The sequence below is a fragment of the Streptomyces cyanogenus genome, from assembly GCF_017526105.1.
In the GTDB taxonomy this organism is placed as follows: domain Bacteria; phylum Actinomycetota; class Actinomycetes; order Streptomycetales; family Streptomycetaceae; genus Streptomyces; species Streptomyces cyanogenus.
In genome coordinates, this window is the sequence record NZ_CP071839.1 from 1,365,024 (window position 1) to 1,381,261 (window position 16,238).

Here is a 16,238-nt window from a genome sequence, read left to right on the forward strand (position 1 = left end):
CACCCACGGGCGGGGTGCCGGTCACGTCGGCAGCAGGCGGCTGACGGTTCGTTCCAGGCGGGGCAGGGTGCGCTGGCCCGCCAGGGCGAGCGCGATCGCGGCCACCACACCGGCCCAGGCGACCGGGCCGAGCGGGGTGCAGCCGAACGCGCGGCTGAGGCCCGGGGTCTGCACCATGGCCACGAGGGCCAGCGCGGAGCCGAGCGAGGTGACCTGCACCAGCCGGCTGTCCCGCCGGTCGAGCAGGGTCTGCACGAGCTGGGTGCCGACCACGCCGCACAGCGCCATGGTGCTGGAGCGGCGGGCGGTGCCCGGCGTGAAGCGGCCGATCAGCCAGGCCGTGACCGCGCCCAGGCAGGTGGTCAGGGCCCGGTGCCGGATCTGCCGCAGCAGCGGGTCGCCCAGCACCACGGCCGCCTCCTCCACGTGTCCCAGGTCCGCCTCGCCCTCCTTCTCCGTCACGGCCACCGCCATCGACGGGAACAGGTCGGTGAAGAGGTTCACCATGAGCATCTGCCGGGTGGACAGCGGCGCCCGCCCGGACAGCAGCGTGCCGAGGATGCCGAACCCGACCTCGCCCGCGTTGCCGCCGATCAGGATGGCGATCGCGTCGGCCACGCTGTGCCACAGCGCGCGGCCCTCACCGACCGCGTCGATCAGCACCGTCAGGTCGTCGTCGGTCAGCACGATGTCCGCGGCGTTGCGCGCGGCGGCCGAACCCCGCGCGTTGATGCCGACGCCGATGTCGGCGGCCCGGATCGCCGCGGCGTCGTTGGCGCCGTCACCGACCATGCCGACCACCCGGCCCGCGTCCCGCAGCGCCTCCACGACCTGGAGCTTCTGCTCGGGCGCCACCCGGGCCACCACGCCCGCGTCGCGCAGCATCCGGGCCCGGGCCGCGCGGTCGGCCGCGGCCAGCTCGTCGCCGGTGACCACCACGGTGTCCTCCGGCCAGCCCAGGTCGGCGGCGATCGACCGCGCGGTCTGCGGGTGGTCGCCGGTGAGCATGACAGGTCGTACGCCCGCCCCGTTCAGCCCGTGCACCAGCGCCGTCGAGGTCTCGCGTGCCACGTCGGACAGCGCCAGCAGTCCGGTGAACTCCAGGTCGCCGAGCGGCCGTTCCAGGGCGTCCGTCTCCGGCTCGCCGGCGCCGAGCCGGCGTTCGGCCACCGCCAGCACCCGCAGGCCGTCCCCGGCCAGCGCGTGCGCGGTCTCCGAGGCCCGGTCGGACAGCCCGGTGCAGGCGGGCAGCACGGTCTCCGGGGCGCCCTTGACCACCAGCACGGGCGGCCCGTCGCCACTGCGGCCGACGGCGGCGGCGTAGCCGCGCGCGGCCTCGAACGGCAGGTCGGCGAGCTGGGTCCAGTCCGGGTCGGACGGCGCGGCGGCGAGCACGGCCTCGTCGGTGGCGTGCACCGGCCGGTCGGAGTCGCCGTTCATGCGCGGGCAGGCCCGGGCGGCTGCCCGGACGGTCTCCTCGGATCCGGGGTCGGTCACCCCGCGGACCGTGCCCTCGGCGTCGGAGGTGCGCACCAGCCGCAGCCGGTTCTCGGTGAGCGTGCCGGTCTTGTCGAAGCAGATGGTGTCCATCCGGCCCAGCGCCTCCAGCGCGCGCGGGGTGCGCACCAGGACACCGCCCCGGCTCAGCCGGCGGGCGGCCGCCAGCTGCGCCACCGTCGCCACCAGCGGCAGCCCCTCCGGGACGGCCGCCACGGCCACCGCCACCCCGCCGCTGACCGCCTCGCGGATCGGGGTGCCGCGCAGCAGCGCCAGGCCCGTCACCCCGGCACCGCCCGCCAGGGTCAGCGGCAGCGCCTTGCGGGTGAGTTCCTGGAGCCGGGCCTGGACGCCGCCGGCCGGAGGCGTGCGGGCGGCGAGGTGGACGGCACGGGCGGCCTCGGTACGGTCGCCGGTGTCGACCACGATGGCCCGGGCCTCGCCCGCCACCACGGTCGTTCCCTCGAAGAGCATGCAGCTCCGGTCGGCGACCGCGGCGTGCGGGGTGGGGTCCGTCTGCTTCTCCACCGGCAGCGACTCGCCGGTCAGGGCGGACTCGTCCACCTCCAGCCCCTCCTGCCACAGCAGCCGGGCGTCGGCGGGCACCACGTCGTCCGTCTTGAGCTGGATGACATCGCCCGGCCGGAGGTTGCCCGCCTCCACGGTGCGGGTGCCGCCGGCCGGTGCCTCGGCCTCCGGCGGCACCAGGCGCGCCTTCTGCTGCTGTTCCGCGACCAGTCCGGACAGCGCGCGCTCGGCCCGCAGCCGCTGGACGCCGCCGACCAGGGCGTTCAGGTCGAGGGCGCCGACGACGAGCAGCGCGTCCACGACGGAGCCGAGGAGCGCCGACGCCGCCGAGCCCACCGCCAGGACCGGGGTGAGCGGGTCCTGGAGCTCCCCGCGGACGGCGCGGCCGAGCCGGTAGGACCAGCGCGCGGGCGCGGCGGCCGGGTGTCCGGTGACGGTCCGGGCCGCCTTGCGCATCCGGGCGGCCAGCGGGTTTTCGGTGTCGGGGGCCGGTTCGTGTGCCAGCCGGTCCCGGGCCTCGTCCGGGTCCAGCTCGTGCCAGTGCACCCGGGGCCGCGGATGCGGGGCGCCGGCCGCCGCCACGCCGAACGCGGCCCCCGCCCCGGCCAGCAGCGCCGCCGCGGCACCGACGTCGACGGGCGCGTGCCGGAGCCCCGGCAGCACGGATCGGCGGCCGCGTCCGCCGCCGGACTCGCCGATGGCGACGAGCAGTCCGGACAGCGCGGCACCGGAGCGGGCCAGCGTCTGGGCCCGGCGGCCGACCCGGCGGGCGGCCGGGATCGCGGTCAGCACCCGCCACATGTCGGGCAGTCCGTGCAGGGCGAGGATGTCGGCGTGCCAGACCACCGCGCCGTCCCGGTCGGTCAGCGCGACCGCGACATCGGCGGCCCGCAGCGCGGCCAGCACGTCGTGCTCGCCGGCCGTGCGCACCCGGGCGGCCACCAGTACGGCGCCCTCGTCGCCGCGCGCCTCGTACACGACGTCGTCCAGCGGCCGGCGGGCGTCGACGACCTGGTCGGCGAGACCGGTGTAGTCCTCCAGCGCCGGGTCGTCCACGAGCACGACCCGGAGCCCGGCCCGGCGGGCGGCGTCCAGCACCGGCTCGGTCCAGGCGTCGGGCTCGCCGTTCTCGGTGCGCAGCGCGCTCGGGTGCAGGACGACGGTGCCGGCCATCTCCAGCTCGCGCAGCCGCTCCGGGTCGCGGACCAGGACGCCCGTGCGGGCCAGGGCGGCGCTCAGCACGGCGTGGAAGGCGGCGGGACCGTAGCGGGCGGCCTTCGGGGAGCCGGCCAGCACCGCCTCCGCAGCCTCGGCGCCGTCGTGTTTGACCAGCAGGGTGGCCGCGGCGCCCAGGAGGCTGCCGGCGGAGGCGTGGGCCGCGTACTCCTGGGCCGGGGAGACGCGCAGCGGCGGGCGCGGCGGGCCGTCCGGGCCCGCGCCGAGGCTGACCCGGTCGGGCGCGCACAGTTGGTCGTGCACCGCGTCGAAGGCGGCGGAGCGGGCCACCGTCTCGGCCACCTGGCAGGCCCGCAGGGCACCGTCGAGCACCAGGGAGGTGGGGGTCTGGCCGGCGCCGTGCACGGCGGCGTTCGCGCAGGCCAGTGCGAGGTCCATGCGGGCGTCGCCGAGCCGGGAGCGCAGCCAGGCGCGGAAGCGCGGGTTCTCCCGCAGCAGGGTCACGACCGCGGTCAGCATGCGGGGCGAGGGCGGCAGCCGCAGCGCGTACGCGGTGAGGGCGACGGCGATACCGAGGCCGTCGGCCGCGAGCGTGGCCGACGCCGCGCGCACCCCGGCCGGGTCGGCCGGATGCGTGGTCTCCTCCACGTCGCCGGCCGCCAGGACCAGTCCGTGCCGCTCGGCGAGGCCGGCCGCGTGCTCCAGGACCCGGTCGGCGGCCTCCTCACCGGTCGCGGTCACCACCAGGCGGGCGAGTCCCTGGTCCCAGTAGGCGACGAGCACCTCGGGGTGGTCCTCCAGCGCCTCGGCCATCCGGCGCGCCAGGTGGGCCGTACCGCCCGCGTGCCGCGCGTGGTCCGGTTCCAGGGGCCGCACCGCCAGGTGGGCGCGGGCGCCGGAGCGCCAGTGGTCACCGGCGCCGGGCAGCGCGTTGCGGGCCACTCGCGCCACCCGCGCGGCGGCGTCCGCGCCGCGCACGCCGGCGCGGGCGGTTCCGGCGGCGGCTCCGGCGGCCAGTCCGACCGCCGGAGCCGCCGCCTGTGCGAGCCGGCGGGCTGCGGCCGACGGCGCTGTCAGCAGACCGAGCACCATGGCCTCCTCAGAGTGTGGTGCGGTCGGGCCGTGCGGTGGGCCCGAGGGGACCGGTGGACGTTCTGGCCGCCGACGCCCGGATGCCGTGGGCCGCCTCGGGCGGACTGGCTGTCTCGGGATGACCGGTACGGCCGGAGGCGTGGCTGCCGGAGGCGTGCGTGCCCGGGGCGTGGCCACCCGCGGACGTCTCGGTCCCGGTGGCCGCACGGGCGTGCCCGTGGCCCCCGCCACCGGACCTGAGGGCGGCGGTGCCGAGGTCGTGGGCGGGTTCGGACCGCTGCGCGCCCGCGTCCCCGCGGTCCGCCGGCCGGGGCTGGGTGAGCCAGGCCACCGCCGCGCCGGTGAGCGCCACGGGCCACTCGACCACGCCCACGGCACCGAGCACCCCGGCCCCCGCGTACACGGCCATGCGCCGGCCGCGGGGCGAGACCGCGCCGACCTTGTCCAGTGTTTCCTCCGCGGCCCTGGTCACCGTTTCGGCGCCGGGCACCCTGCGCAGGACCGAGGCCGCGCCGCGCAGGGGCGCCGTGAGGACCGACGACGACTTCTGCTCAGCCATGACTCTCCTCGGGTGAGATCGTGCGTGGCCCACCGAGTGCCCGCGACGGTGCTGGTCATCCCCTCTTTCCTCAAGGAACGCCACCTCTTCCCAGGGAACGCCACGGATCCCTCCGGCGCTACCGCGCCCCGTGCGCGGCCGCCCCGTGCGCGGCCGCCCGCGTCCAAAGGCGCGGCTTCAGGAGATGTGCCGGAACAGCCTCTCGGGCACGGCCTCGGCGAGGACCCGGTACCCCTCGGGGTCGAGGTGCAGCCAGTCCCCGGCGCGCCGCGCGGGCAGCAGCCGACCGGGGTCCGCGGGGTCCCGTACCGCCCGGTCGAAGTCGATCACCGCGTCGAAGTGGCCGGGGGTGCGGATCCAGGCGTCGACGCGCTGCCGGCCGGCCACCCGCTCCCCCGCCGGATCGTCGTACAGGGTGCTGCCGCCGATCGGGGTGAGGGTCGCGCGCGGCGATCAGGTCGTCGGTCACCGCGCGCTGCGCTTCGGGGGCGTCGGCGGTGCCGATGTCGTCGACGCCCTCGAAGACGATCAGCCGGCTCACCCCGCTGCGGGGAGAGGACGTCCCGGCCGAGGCGGGCGAGCACGTTGGGGCCGAGCCCGTCGTCGAGGACGGCGATGTCCGCGGTGGCCGGGCGGCTGTGCGGCTGTGCGGCTGTGCGGGCGGTCGTAGGAGCGGTCGGGCCGGCAAGGAGCCGCCCACCAACGGTTCCGGCCCGGACGGCACGCGCTGCAAGTACTCCGCGAATACTCCGCCTGACATCACCTGCAAGTGAGCAGGACGGGCCGGGCCGCGGCGGCGGCCCGGCCCGTGCTCACGCCTCGGCCGTCCGCCGGCGCCACCGCCCGGACAGGACGAGGTGGGCGGCGACGCCGAACACCAGGCCCCAGAAGGCGGAGCCGATGCCGAACAGGGTGACGCCGGAGGCGGTGGCCAGGAACGTGATCAGCGCGGCCTCGCGGTCCTTCTCCTCCTTGACCGCGCCGGTGATGCCGCCGGCCAGCGCCCCGAACAGGGCCACGCCGGCGATGGCGGCGACCAGTTCCTTCGGCAGCCCGGCGAAGAAGGCCACCAGTGTGGATCCGAAGGCACCGATCAGCAGGTAGAAGGCGCCGCACGAGACACCGGCCACGTAGCGCCGCCGCGGGTCGGGGTGCGACTCCGGGCCCGTGCAGATCGCGGCGGTGATCGCGGCCAGGTTGATCGCATGCGACCCGAAGGGGGCGAGCGCGGTGGAGACCAGTCCGGTGGTGCCGATGAGCAGGCGGTCCTCGGGCCGGTATCCGGAGGCGGTCAGCACCGCCATGCCGGGGGCGTTCTGCGAGGCCAGGGTGGCCAGGGTCAACGGCACCGCGATGCCGACGAGCGAGGCCACGGAGAATTCCGGCGTGGTCAGCACCGGCCGCGCCAGTTCCATCGTGCCGACGTGGACGTGCAGCCGGGAGGTGGCCGCGCTGGCGACGACCCCCACGGCGAGCGCGATCAGCACCGCGTACCGCGGCAGCAGCCGCTTGGCCACGAGGTAGGCCAGCAGCACGGATCCCGCGATCACCGGCGCCGTTCCCAGCGAGGTGAACACATGGGTGCCGAAGCTGAACAGGATGCCCGCCAGCATCGCCGAGACCACCGCCGCGGGTACCTGGCGCATCAGCCATCCGAACACCCCGGTGAGCCCGATCAGCGTGATGACGGCACCGGTGATGAGGAACGCGCCGATGGCCTCGGCGTAGGAGTACGCGCCGAGGCTGGTCACCAGCAGTGCCGCGCCCGGCGTGGACCAGGCGGTGATGACCGGTATTCGGGTGCGCAGGCTCAGCCCGATGCAGGTCAGACCGCTGCCGATGGAGATGGCCCACACCCAGGAACTGGTCTGCGCGGTGTCGAGGTGTCCGGCCGAGGCCGCCGCGAGCACGATGACCAGCGGTCCCGAGTACGACACGACGACGGCCACGAGGCCGGCGAGCACGGCGGACAGGGACGCGTCGCGCAGCAGCCGGGGCCGGGGCGCCGGCTCTATCTCTGCGACCGCTTCCGGTTCTCCGGCCGGTTCCGGGCCCCCGGCCGATGCCGATCTCCTGGCCGATTCCCGTCCCCCGGCCGATTCCGGTCTTCCGGATGGTTCCGGTCCCCCGGGCCGCTCCGGTGCGGAGCGGCCGGCAGCGGAGGGCGGCGCGGCGGTGTGCGCCGCGCCTGGAGTGGTGTCTGTCTCGGGGGGCTCGGGGCTCAAGGTCTTCCTTCGCGGCCCGTTACAGGGCCTGTTCCAGGTCGGCGACGAGATCGGCCGGGCTCTTAGGGCCGATGGACTGACGGACCATGTCCTTCGGTGCGGTGCGGTCCGGCCCCTCGAAGGTATAACGGTGTTCGACGAGACTTCCCACGCCGCCCGACGAAGTGCCACGGAGGAAGAGTTGGCAGTTCCAGGCGATGCGCACACCACCTGCTCGTAGCCGGGGCTGCCCCGTGCGCCGGGCCGCCGGGCGACCGAACGGCGCGCCCTGTGACGGAGGCGTTCCGCGGTGGGTGGGACTACTCCCCTTCCCGCGCGTCCAGCGCCACGCCCAGCTCCCGCCGATAACCGGAGTACGCGGCGCGCAGTCTCTCTCCCGGCCAGTCGGCCGGCAGCAGGGCGGCCGGCAGGACGGGATCGGTGAGCAGGTGACGGACGGCCGCCGCGTAGGCGGTGAACCGGTCGGCCGGGTGGCCGGCCCGGGTCGCACGGTCGAGCAGGGCGCGCGCGGTGGCCGCCCAGTCGGCCAGCGGCCAGAGCCGGGCGGCCAGGTCGCCCGGCGGCTCGTCGGGGCGTGCGGTGCACGTCAGGGCCACCCGGTGCAGCGCGGCGGGCAGGGGGCGGTCGAGGTTGGCCGGGCGCAGCCACACGCCCTCGCGTAGTTCGGCCAGCCGCAGGGCCGCCAGCCGGGTGCGCAGGTCGGCGCGTTCGGCGGGGCCGCGACCGGTCGCCGTGATCACCACCATCTCCCAGTCGCCCTCCCACGCGCGCGTACGGGGCCGCACGGCCTCGTCCTGGCGGCGTTGCCGGGCCAGCAGCCGGTCGCTCAGCCGGTAGACGCCGTCCGCGCGCCGGAGGTCGCCGGCGGCCACCATCCGGCTCAGCGCGGCCCGCAGGGTGGAGCCGCCGATCCCGAACGGCTCCACGAGCCGGACCAGGTCCTTCACGGGCAGTTCGGGCGGGTGCACACCAAGGAGCAGACTCAGCACGACCGACCGGGCGGACAGCGGTCGCAGACCGGCCGCGTCGGGCTCCGCGGAGACGTTCATGCGCATGACCCCGGACTCTACGTGCGCGCTCTTGTTGCATCATTGCTACGGCCGCAGGAAGAGCGCAACATGTCCCCATGGTCTCGATTACCGCGCAGTCGCAGTCGCAGCCGCAGCCGCCGTCGCCGTCCCCGCGGCCGGACGCCACGCACGACGTCACCAACCAGCCGCCGTCCCTGGCCCCGTACGACGCCTCCGACGACCCGGCCCTGCTGGAGGGGCTGCGCCGGGAGGGCGCCGGGTGGGCCGAGGACGGCATCCGGCAGCTGGGGGTGCGCGCGGGCAGCGCGGAGGCGCAGGAGTGGGGCGAGCTGGCGAACCGGTACGAGCCGGTCCTGCGCACCCACGACCGCTACGGCCACCGTGTCGACGAGGTGGAGTTCCACCCCAGCTGGCACCACCTGATGCGGACGGCGGTCGCCGAGGGCCTGGCGGGTGCCCCCTGGGCCGACGACCGTCCGGGGGCGCACGTGGCCCGGACCGCGGGCGGCCTGGTGTGGGGGCACACCGAGGCGGGACACGGCTGCCCCACGTCGATGACGTACGCCGCCGTCCCCGCCCTGCGCGCCCAGCCGGATCTCGCCAAGGTGTACGAGCCGCTGCTCACCAGCCGGGAGTACGACCCGGAGCTGCGCGTCCCCACCGAGAAGCCCGGGCTGCTCGCCGGGATGGGCATGACGGAGAAGCAGGGCGGCTCCGACGTGCGGACGAACACCACCACGGCCACGCCCACCGGCGAGGCGGGCGTGTACACGCTGCGCGGGCACAAGTGGTTCACGTCGGCGCCCATGTGCGACGTCTTCCTGGTGCTCGCGCAGGCCCCGGGCGGGCTGTCGTGCTTCCTGGTGCCGCGCGTCCTGCCGGACGGCAGCCGCAACACCTTCCGCATCCAGCGGCTGAAGGAGAAGCTGGGCAACCGGTCCAACGCCTCCTCGGAGCCGGAGTTCGACCGGACCGTGGCCTGGCTGGTCGGCCCGGAGGGACGCGGTGTGAAGACCATCATCGAGATGGTCAACTGCACCCGGCTGGACTGTGTGATGTCCTCGGCGACCCTGATGCGCAAGACGCTGGTCGAGGCGGGGCACCACGCGCGGCACCGCAGCGCGTTCGGTGCCCGGCTGATCGACCAGCCGCTGATGCGCAACGTCCTGGCCGATCTCGCGCTGGAGTCGGAGGCGGCGACGACGCTCACGCTGCGGCTGGCCGGCGCGGCCGACCGCGCGGTGCGCGGGGACGCCGGGGAGCGGGCCTTCCGGCGCATCGCCACCGCCGTCGGCAAGTACTGGGTGACCAAGCGGGGCCCGGCGTTCACCGCGGAGGCCCTGGAGTGCCTGGGCGGCAACGGGTACGTGGAGGAGTCCGGCATGCCCCGGCACTACCGGGAGGCCCCGCTGCTGTCGATCTGGGAGGGCTCCGGGAACGTCAACGCGCTCGACGTGCTGCGCGCCCTGGGCCGCGAGACGGACACCGCCGAGGCCCTCTTCGCCGAACTCGCCCTCGCGCGCGGGGCGGACGCCCGGCTCGACACGGCCGTGGCGGCGCTCAAGGACCAATTGGCCGGAACCGATCAGGCGGGCGCCCGCCGGCTGGTCGAGCGGATGGCGCTCGCCCTCCAGGCCTCCCTGCTCGTCCGGCACGCTCCGCACCCGGTCGCGGACGCCTTCTGCGCGACCCGGCTGGGCGGCGACTGGGGCCACGCCTTCGGCACCCTGCCCGCCGGAACGGACCTGGACGCCATCCTGGAGCGCGCTCTGCCCGACCGGAACTGACCCCTCCCCGCGCGTGTGCGGGCGTCAGCGTCCCTTGGCCGGTCAGTGCCGACGGATCGCACACAGTCAGCGGATGATTCCGTACCGTTGTCGGTGCCGTGGGGCACACTCCCGCTCAGGTGGCACTCGTCTGGGGAGGACAACGTGTTCACGGGGATCGACGAGGTCGACTGGGCCTCGCTGCGGCACGCGCACGGCAGCGCGGAGGACGTGCCCGGGTGGTTACGGGCTCTGGCGTCCGCGGACATCGCCGAGCGGGCGACCGCGCTCGACGGGATGTACAGCGCCGTGCACCACCAGGGGAGGGTGTACGACTCGACGCTCGCCTGCGTGCCGTTCCTGTTCCGGCTGCTGGGCCGCGAGGAGGTGCCCGACCGGGGCTGCATCGTGGAACTGCTGGTCAGCATCGGCGGGGAGACCGCCGGCGGCACCGAGAGCGCGGACCGGCCGGAGGGGGTGACCGGGGACGGGCGGGGGCGGGAGGCGGTGTGCGCGGGCGCCGAGGCCTTCGCCGTGCTCGCCGGGGACCCGGACCCGGCGGTGCGCCGGGCGGCGGCCGGCGCCCTGGTGCGCTTCCTTGAGGAGCCGGCGCGCGTCCTGGAGCTGCTGCGACGGCGGCTGCGGGCCGAGCGGGAGGACTGCGTCCTGCTGGCCCTCACCGAGGCCCTGGGCCTGTTCGCGCACCGGTACCCGTCGCACGCCGACGGCGCGGTGGACCTCCTGGCCGAACAGAGCGCGCCGCCCTACGCGCCGGGGTTGCGGCTGGCGGCGCTCGGCCAGCTCGCGCTCCGCGCGCCCGACCGGCTCCCCGCCGACCTGGTACCGGCGGCGGTCCGGCTGCTGCACCAGCGGTCCGCGCAGCGTCTGCGGCGCCAGGAGCACCCGGGCACGGACACCCTGGTGCGCCGGCTACGGCGGCTGCGGCCCTCCGACGAACAGGGCGCCGTGCTGCTGCGCACCCTGCACAACGCCCTGGGCGACCGGGTGGACGACCGGATCACCCTGCTCACCGGGCAGCTGACCAGCGGGGATCCGGTGGACCGGTGCAACGCCGTGTGGATGTCGGCGGGGCTGTTCCGCGGCTGGCGCGGCGCGTACGAGGGGCCGGTGCGGCTGCTCGGCGCCCAACTAGGCAGTGAGCAGGACAGGTTGCGGGACGCTGCGGTCTCGGTCCTGGCCGAGCTGTTCGACCTGGCCGCGCCGGCGGCGGACGACCTGCACGCGCTGGTGACCGCGCGGCCCGACCTGTGGACACATCGCTGGGAGCGCTGCCCGCCCATGCTGGGCGGCCCGCTCAAGGCGCTGGCGAGGACCGGCGATCCGCGCGCGGTGCCGCCGCTGGCCCAGTTGCTGGCCGGCCCGGCGGCACCCGTCGGGCTGGGCTACGAGGTCGTGCACCTGGGCCGGGCCGCCGCCGCGCTGGCCCCCGCGTTGCGCCACCGCCTCGGCCGTGTCCCGCTGGCCTCCCCCACCGCCTCCCGGCTCGCCGCTCCGCTGCTGACGGCGGTCGGGGCCGTCGGGGACGGGGACGCCGTTCCCGAGCTGCTGCGGCTGCTCTCGGGCGCTCCCGACGGTCTGGGAGCCCGGGACGCGGTCGTCGGCCAGGTGATCGAGACGCTGGTGCAGCTGGGCGCGTCCGCACAGGCGGCGCCGCTTCTGCGCACGCTGCTGCGCACCCGGCACGCGGCCACCGCGGCGGGCGCGCTGTGGTCCGCGGACGGGGACACCACCGCCGTACTCCCGGTCCTGCTGCGGGAGTTGGCGCAACCGGATCCGGACGCCCGCCGCAGCGCCGCCCGGCAGCTCGCCAGGCTGGGCCCGGCCGCGCACGCCGCACTGCCCGCGCTGCGCCGGCTCGCCGCTTCGGGGCCGGCGTGGGAACGCGTACCGGCCGCGTGCGCGCTGTGGGACATCGCCGGGGACCCGGAGCCGGTCCTTCCCGTGTTCCGGACCGCCTGGACGGCGGACCCGCGCACCCGCGCCCCCATCGCCCGCTGCCTGACCACCATGGGTCCCGCTGCGGCTCCGCTCTACGACCTGATCACCACAGAACTGGCCCGCCCCCGCCGCCACACGGCGGCCGAGGGCTCATACGGCGACCGCGCCATCCCGGACGACGAGCAACTGCTGCGCATGTGCCGGGGGCTGCGGGCGGAGGTGTAGCGGGCCGGGGGCTACCCGCGGGGCTGGTGGACTGCGGCTGTCCACGGGGGCGTAGGCGGTTCAGGCGCTGCCCGCGGGGGCCTGGGCGGGGACTGCCGCGGAGGCCTGGGCGGGCCAAGGGGCGCCTGCGGGGGGGCCGGCGGGGGTTCATGGGTAGGCGGGTCAGGGGCTGCCCGCGGGGCCTGGCGGGCGAGGACTGCCACGGAGGCCTGGGCGGCACAAGGGGCGCCAGCGGAAGCCGGGCCGGGCTGTCCACAGGGGCGTAGGCGGGTCAAGGGCTGCCCGCGGGGCCTGGCGGGCCCGGAGGCCTGGTGCGGGCCAGGGGCTGCCCGAGGGGTCGTAGCCCGGCCAGGCGGCACACGGGGGCGTAGGCGGCTCAAGGCTGCCCGCGGGGCGTAGGCGGGGCCGACGCCTCCCGGCCGGGACCGCCACCGCCCCGGGCCGCGACGGCTCCCGGCGGGGCCCGGGGTCAGACCATGCGTCCCCACTGGGGGCCCAGGCGGGACCACTCGGTGTCCCAGGCGTCCATGCGGCGGCGTTCGAGGCGGGTCCGTACGGCCAGGCCGGCGACGAAGGGGACGGCCGCGGCGCTCACACCGACCAGGAGGCCTGTCAGGGTGGCCCGGAAGGCGGCCTCGGAGGCGGTGGTGGGGCGGGAGACGAGGTGCCCCTGCGGGTCGGTCCACACGGTGACCGGCGTACCGGGCTTGCTGCCGGGTTCCACCCGGACCTGGCCGGTGTGCGCCGAGCCGTCGGGCACCGTCCAGCGGACCTCGGTCCAGATCCGTTCACCCGGGGAGGCCTTGTGGCTGTGCGCGGAGGACGACCCCGGCACCTGCGCCACCACCCGGGCCACCGCGGGCCGCCAGGCGGCCCGCTCCCGGGCGAGCCCGTCCTCCACCGAGCCGGCCGCCGCGAGGCCGGCCAGCACCCCGGCCAGCACGGTCAGCAGACAGGCACCGAGCACCACCCAGGCCTCCACCACGTCGGCCCGGCGTTTGAGCGGGTTGCGCCGCCAGCGCCACAGCCACACCTTCGGACCACGGAACGCCTTCAAAGGCATCCTCCTCACGAGCGCACCGACCGGCCGGACCGCCCTCCCATACGGGAGAGATCGCTCCGTTGCTCACGACGAGCCGTCTCCCCGACGGTCGCACGGGACCCCCCTCCCGCGCAGGCGCATGCCGGAACGGAACCGGCCGATCCTCGCCACGATCCCGCGACACAGGCGCTGACCTGTGCGAACGCCGACTCCTGGGAGGAGTGTCAGTGGTGGGGTGCAGACTGGCCGATATCTGAACGACTACCCGGACAACGGCGTCCCGGAGGTGATCGGCATGACCGAGGTACTGCTGGCGGTGGGCACCCGCAAAGGCCTCTTCATCGCGCGGCGGCGAGGCGGCGGCCCCTGGGAGTTCGACGGGAGTCCGTACTTCAACGCCCAGGCCGTCTACTCGGTCGCGATCGACACCCGGGGCGCCCGGCCCCGGCTGCTGGCGGGCGGCGACAGCGCGCACTGGGGCCCGTCGGTGTTCCACTCCGACGACCTCGGCCGTACGTGGACGGAACCGTCCCGGGCCGCCGTGAAGTTCCCGAAGGACACCGGTGCCTCGCTGGAGCGCGTCTGGCAGCTGCACCCGTCCGCCGCCGAGCCGGAGGTGGTGTACGCGGGCACGGAACCGGCCGCGCTGTACCGCTCGGCGGACCGCGGCGAGAGCTTCGAGCTGGTCCGGCCGCTGTGGGAGCACCCGACCCGCTCGCGGTGGGTGCCCGGCGGGGGCGGTGAGGGCCTGCACACGGTGCTCACCGACGCGCGCGATCCGCGGGCCGTGACGGTGGCCGTCTCCGCGGCCGGGGTGTTCCGCACGGCCGACGGCGGGGCGAGCTGGGCACCGTCCAACTCCGGTGTGTCCGCGGTGTTCCTGCCGGACCCCGACCCGGAGTTCGGCCAGTGCGTGCACAAGGTCGCCAGAGACGCGGCCGACCCGGACCGGCTGTACCTGCAGAACCACTGGGGTGTGTACCGCAGCGACGACGCGGGCGCGCACTGGACCGACATCGGCGAAGGACTTCCGTCGACGTTCGGCTTCGCCGTGGCCACGCACCCGCGCCGGGGCGGCACGGCGTACGTCTTCCCGATCAACGCCGACGCGGACCGGGTGCCCGCCGGGCACCGCTGCCGGGTCTTCCGCACGGCGGACGCGGGCCGCACCTGGGAGCCGCTGTCCAAGGGACTGCCCGAGGAGGACCACTACGGCACGGTCCTGCGGGACGCGCTGTGCACGGACGACGGCGATCCGGCCGGGGTGTACTTCGGCAACCGCAACGGCGAGGTGTTCGCCTCGGCCGACGACGGCGACAGCTGGCAGCAGCTGGCCGCGCACCTGCCGGACGTGCTGTGCGTGCGGGCGGCGGTGGTCGGCTGACCGCGCGCACGGGCGAGGGCCATCGGTTGATCGCCGGCGGGTATCCGGCAGTAGGGTGACGCCCGTGGCACCACGACCCTTGCATGAAATCGTCGAGCCGGGCTGGGCGAAGGCCCTGGAACCCGTCGCCGGACGGATCGCCGAGATGGGCGACTTCCTGCGCGCGGAGATCGCCGCGGGACGCACGTACCTCCCGGCCGGGCCGAACGTCCTGCGGGCGTTCCAGCAACCCTTCGACGAGGTACGGGTCCTGATCGTGGGTCAGGACCCGTATCCGACCCCGGGGCACGCGGTGGGACTCTCGTTCTCCGTGGCGCCCGAGGTCCGCCCGCTGCCGCCCAGCCTGATCAACATCTTCCGGGAGCTGACCAGCGACCTGGGGCTGCCGCAGCCGTCCACCGGGGACCTCACGCCGTGGACGGAGCAGGGCGTGCTGCTGCTCAACAGGGCCCTCACCACCGCGCCGCGCAGCCCGGGCGCACACCGTGGCAAGGGCTGGGAGGAGGTCACCGAGCAGGCGATCCGGGCGCTGGCGGCGCGCGGCAAGCCGCTGGTGTCCATCCTGTGGGGCCGGGACGCCCGCAATCTGCGCCCGCTGCTGGGCCGGCTGCCGGCGGTGGAGTCCGCGCACCCCTCGCCCATGTCGGCCGACCGCGGTTTCTTCGGCTCACGGCCGTTCAGCCGGGCCAACGACCTGCTGATGCAGCAGGGCGGGCAGCCGGTGGACTGGCGTCTGCCGTGACCCCCGCCGGGTACCTCGCCGTGGACTCCGGTGGTTCCGGCCTCCGGGTCGCCGTCGGTGTGCCCGGGCGGGAGCCCTCGGCTCGGCGGGAGACCCGGGACCCGGTCCGCACGAATGCCCGGGGCATCGACCCCGCCCACCTGATGGACCAACTCGTGCCCGTGGCCCGCGCGCTGGCCGCCGAGGCGGGCGTGGGCGAGCTGGGCACGGCCGTCGTCGGCGCCGCCGGGTTCGCCACCCTGGGCGACGCCCTGCGCGCCGAACTGCCGGGCGCGCTCGCCCGGGAGCTGGGCGTGCGGACCGTGGCGCTGGCGGCCGACGCCGTCACCGCGTACGTCGGCGCCCTCGGTCCGCGCCCGGGTGCGGTCCTCGCCGCGGGCACCGGACTGATCGCGGTGGGCACGGATCTGACGGGCTGGCGGCGGGCCGACGGCTGGGGGCATCTGCTGGGCGACTGCGGCAGCGGAGCCTGGATCGGGCGGGCCGGTCTGGAGGCGGCGCTGCGCGCCCACGACGGCCGCGCCGGCGGCTCCGCACCGCTGCTGGCCGGCGCGGAGGAGCAGTTCGGCCCGGTGCGCGGGCTGCCCGGCCTGCTGTACCCGCGTACCGACCGGGCTGCCGTACTGGCCTCCTTCGCGCCCCGGGTGGCCGCGTGCGCCGCGCAGGACCCGGTCGCCGCGGACATCCTGCGCGCGGCGGCCCGGCACATGGCCGACTCCGCCGCCGCCGTGTGCCCGGCGGACGGCACACCCGAAGTGGCGCTCACCGGCGGCCTGTTCAAGATGGGCGACCAGCTCCTCACACCCCTGCGCGAGGAGCTGGCACGCAGGCTGCCGCATGCCCGGCAGGTGCCGGCCGAGGGGGATCCGCTGCACGGTTCGGTGCGGATCGCGACGGACTTGGCCGCGGGGCGGCTCGCCCTGCCGGGTGACCGGGCGATGCTGTACGTGCGCCGCACCCCGGGTGTCGGCGCAACGTGACCTGCCCCCCCAGACCGGGGGGTTCCGTCCCA

General features: G+C 76.1%; 13 protein-coding genes. 6 read left to right on the forward strand and 7 right to left on the reverse strand.

Annotation, left to right across the window (positions count from 1 at the left end; genetic code table 11):
• Positions 1 to 21: 21 nt before the first annotated feature.
• From S1361_RS05775 to S1361_RS40235, 3 genes are all read right to left on the reverse strand, one after another.
• Positions 22 to 4,293 carry a cation-translocating P-type ATPase gene (locus S1361_RS05775; RefSeq protein WP_208030753.1) on the reverse strand — a complete coding sequence of 1,424 codons (4,272 nt, stop codon included), beginning with the start codon at positions 4,291 to 4,293 and terminating at the stop codon, positions 22 to 24.
• A 7-nt stretch (positions 4,294 to 4,300) separates the two neighbouring features.
• Positions 4,301 to 4,852, reverse strand: coding sequence for a hypothetical protein (locus tag S1361_RS05780; RefSeq protein ID WP_208030754.1), 552 nt, complete (start codon positions 4,850 to 4,852; stop codon positions 4,301 to 4,303).
• Positions 4,853 to 5,029: 177 nt separating this feature from the next.
• Positions 5,030 to 5,239 (reverse strand): SGNH/GDSL hydrolase family protein, encoded by a 210-nt coding sequence (locus tag S1361_RS40235; protein ID WP_425086588.1) that lies wholly within the window; start codon positions 5,237 to 5,239, stop codon positions 5,030 to 5,032.
• 116 nt (positions 5,240 to 5,355) lie between these two features.
• On the opposite strand from S1361_RS40235, the gene S1361_RS40240 reads away from it, so the two are divergent.
• Positions 5,356 to 5,625, forward strand: a complete 270-nt coding sequence (locus S1361_RS40240) for a hypothetical protein (protein ID WP_425086589.1) — start codon at positions 5,356 to 5,358, stop codon at positions 5,623 to 5,625.
• Positions 5,626 to 5,664: 39 nt separating this feature from the next.
• Here the strand turns inward: S1361_RS40240 and S1361_RS05790 are convergent, their stop codons facing one another.
• The 3 genes from S1361_RS05790 to S1361_RS05800 all read right to left on the reverse strand — a co-directional run bounded on the left by S1361_RS05790 (position 5,665) and on the right by S1361_RS05800 (position 8,132).
• On the reverse strand, positions 5,665 to 6,867 hold the full coding sequence (locus S1361_RS05790) for a benzoate/H(+) symporter BenE family transporter (protein ID WP_208036488.1): 1,203 nt from the start codon (positions 6,865 to 6,867) through the stop codon (positions 5,665 to 5,667).
• Between the two features lie 229 nt (positions 6,868 to 7,096).
• Positions 7,097 to 7,282, reverse strand: a complete 186-nt coding sequence (locus S1361_RS05795; RefSeq protein ID WP_208030755.1) for a hypothetical protein — start codon at positions 7,280 to 7,282, stop codon at positions 7,097 to 7,099.
• 94 nt (positions 7,283 to 7,376) lie between these two features.
• The gene (locus S1361_RS05800) at positions 7,377 to 8,132 is read right to left on the reverse strand and encodes a PaaX family transcriptional regulator C-terminal domain-containing protein (protein WP_208030756.1); all 756 of its coding nucleotides are present in this window, start codon (positions 8,130 to 8,132) and stop codon (positions 7,377 to 7,379) included.
• Between the two features lie 71 nt (positions 8,133 to 8,203).
• Between S1361_RS05800 and S1361_RS05805 the strand changes: the two genes are divergently transcribed.
• Both S1361_RS05805 and S1361_RS05810 read left to right on the forward strand, forming a co-directional pair.
• Positions 8,204 to 9,895: an acyl-CoA dehydrogenase family protein gene (locus S1361_RS05805; protein WP_243769097.1), complete on the forward strand. Its 1,692-nt coding sequence runs from the start codon at positions 8,204 to 8,206 to the stop codon at positions 9,893 to 9,895.
• Between the two features lie 144 nt (positions 9,896 to 10,039).
• Positions 10,040 to 12,058, forward strand: coding sequence for a HEAT repeat domain-containing protein (locus S1361_RS05810; protein WP_208030757.1), 2,019 nt, complete (start codon positions 10,040 to 10,042; stop codon positions 12,056 to 12,058).
• A gap of 469 nt (positions 12,059 to 12,527) precedes the next feature.
• On the opposite strand, the gene S1361_RS05815 is transcribed toward S1361_RS05810, so the two are convergent.
• A complete protein-coding gene (locus S1361_RS05815) occupies positions 12,528 to 13,115 on the reverse strand; it encodes an Rv1733c family protein (RefSeq protein WP_425086590.1) in 588 nt (195 codons plus the stop codon).
• A gap of 280 nt (positions 13,116 to 13,395) precedes the next feature.
• On the opposite strand from S1361_RS05815, the gene S1361_RS05820 reads away from it, so the two are divergent.
• The 3 genes from S1361_RS05820 to S1361_RS05830 all read left to right on the forward strand — a co-directional run bounded on the left by S1361_RS05820 (position 13,396) and on the right by S1361_RS05830 (position 16,206).
• Positions 13,396 to 14,484, forward strand: a complete 1,089-nt coding sequence (locus S1361_RS05820; RefSeq protein ID WP_243769500.1) for a WD40/YVTN/BNR-like repeat-containing protein — start codon at positions 13,396 to 13,398, stop codon at positions 14,482 to 14,484.
• A 64-nt stretch (positions 14,485 to 14,548) separates the two neighbouring features.
• Positions 14,549 to 15,226 carry a uracil-DNA glycosylase gene (locus S1361_RS05825; protein ID WP_208030759.1) on the forward strand — a complete coding sequence of 226 codons (678 nt, stop codon included), beginning with the start codon at positions 14,549 to 14,551 and terminating at the stop codon, positions 15,224 to 15,226.
• Positions 15,223 to 16,206 (forward strand): N-acetylglucosamine kinase, encoded by a 984-nt coding sequence (locus tag S1361_RS05830; RefSeq protein ID WP_208030760.1) that lies wholly within the window; start codon positions 15,223 to 15,225, stop codon positions 16,204 to 16,206. Before S1361_RS05825 ends, S1361_RS05830 begins: the two co-directional genes overlap by 4 nt.
• Positions 16,207 to 16,238 lie beyond the last annotated feature (32 nt).

Bases quoted from the DNA above. Each gene is read 5' to 3' on its own strand.
- S1361_RS05780 (WP_208030754.1), bottom strand. From the start codon at position 4,852: ATGGCTGAGCAGAAGTCGTCGTCGGTCCTCACGGCGCCCCTGCGCGGC.
- S1361_RS05800 (WP_208030756.1), bottom strand. From the start codon at position 8,132: ATGCGCATGAACGTCTCCGCGGAGCCCGACGCGGCCGGTCTGCGACCG.
- S1361_RS05820 (WP_243769500.1), top strand. From the start codon at position 13,396: ATGACCGAGGTACTGCTGGCGGTGGGCACCCGCAAAGGCCTCTTCATC.
- S1361_RS40240 (WP_425086589.1), top strand. From the start codon at position 5,356: ATGTCGTCGACGCCCTCGAAGACGATCAGCCGGCTCACCCCGCTGCGG.
- S1361_RS05775 (WP_208030753.1), bottom strand. From the start codon at position 4,293: ATGGTGCTCGGTCTGCTGACAGCGCCGTCGGCCGCAGCCCGCCGGCTC.
- S1361_RS05805 (WP_243769097.1), top strand. From the start codon at position 8,204: ATGGTCTCGATTACCGCGCAGTCGCAGTCGCAGCCGCAGCCGCCGTCG.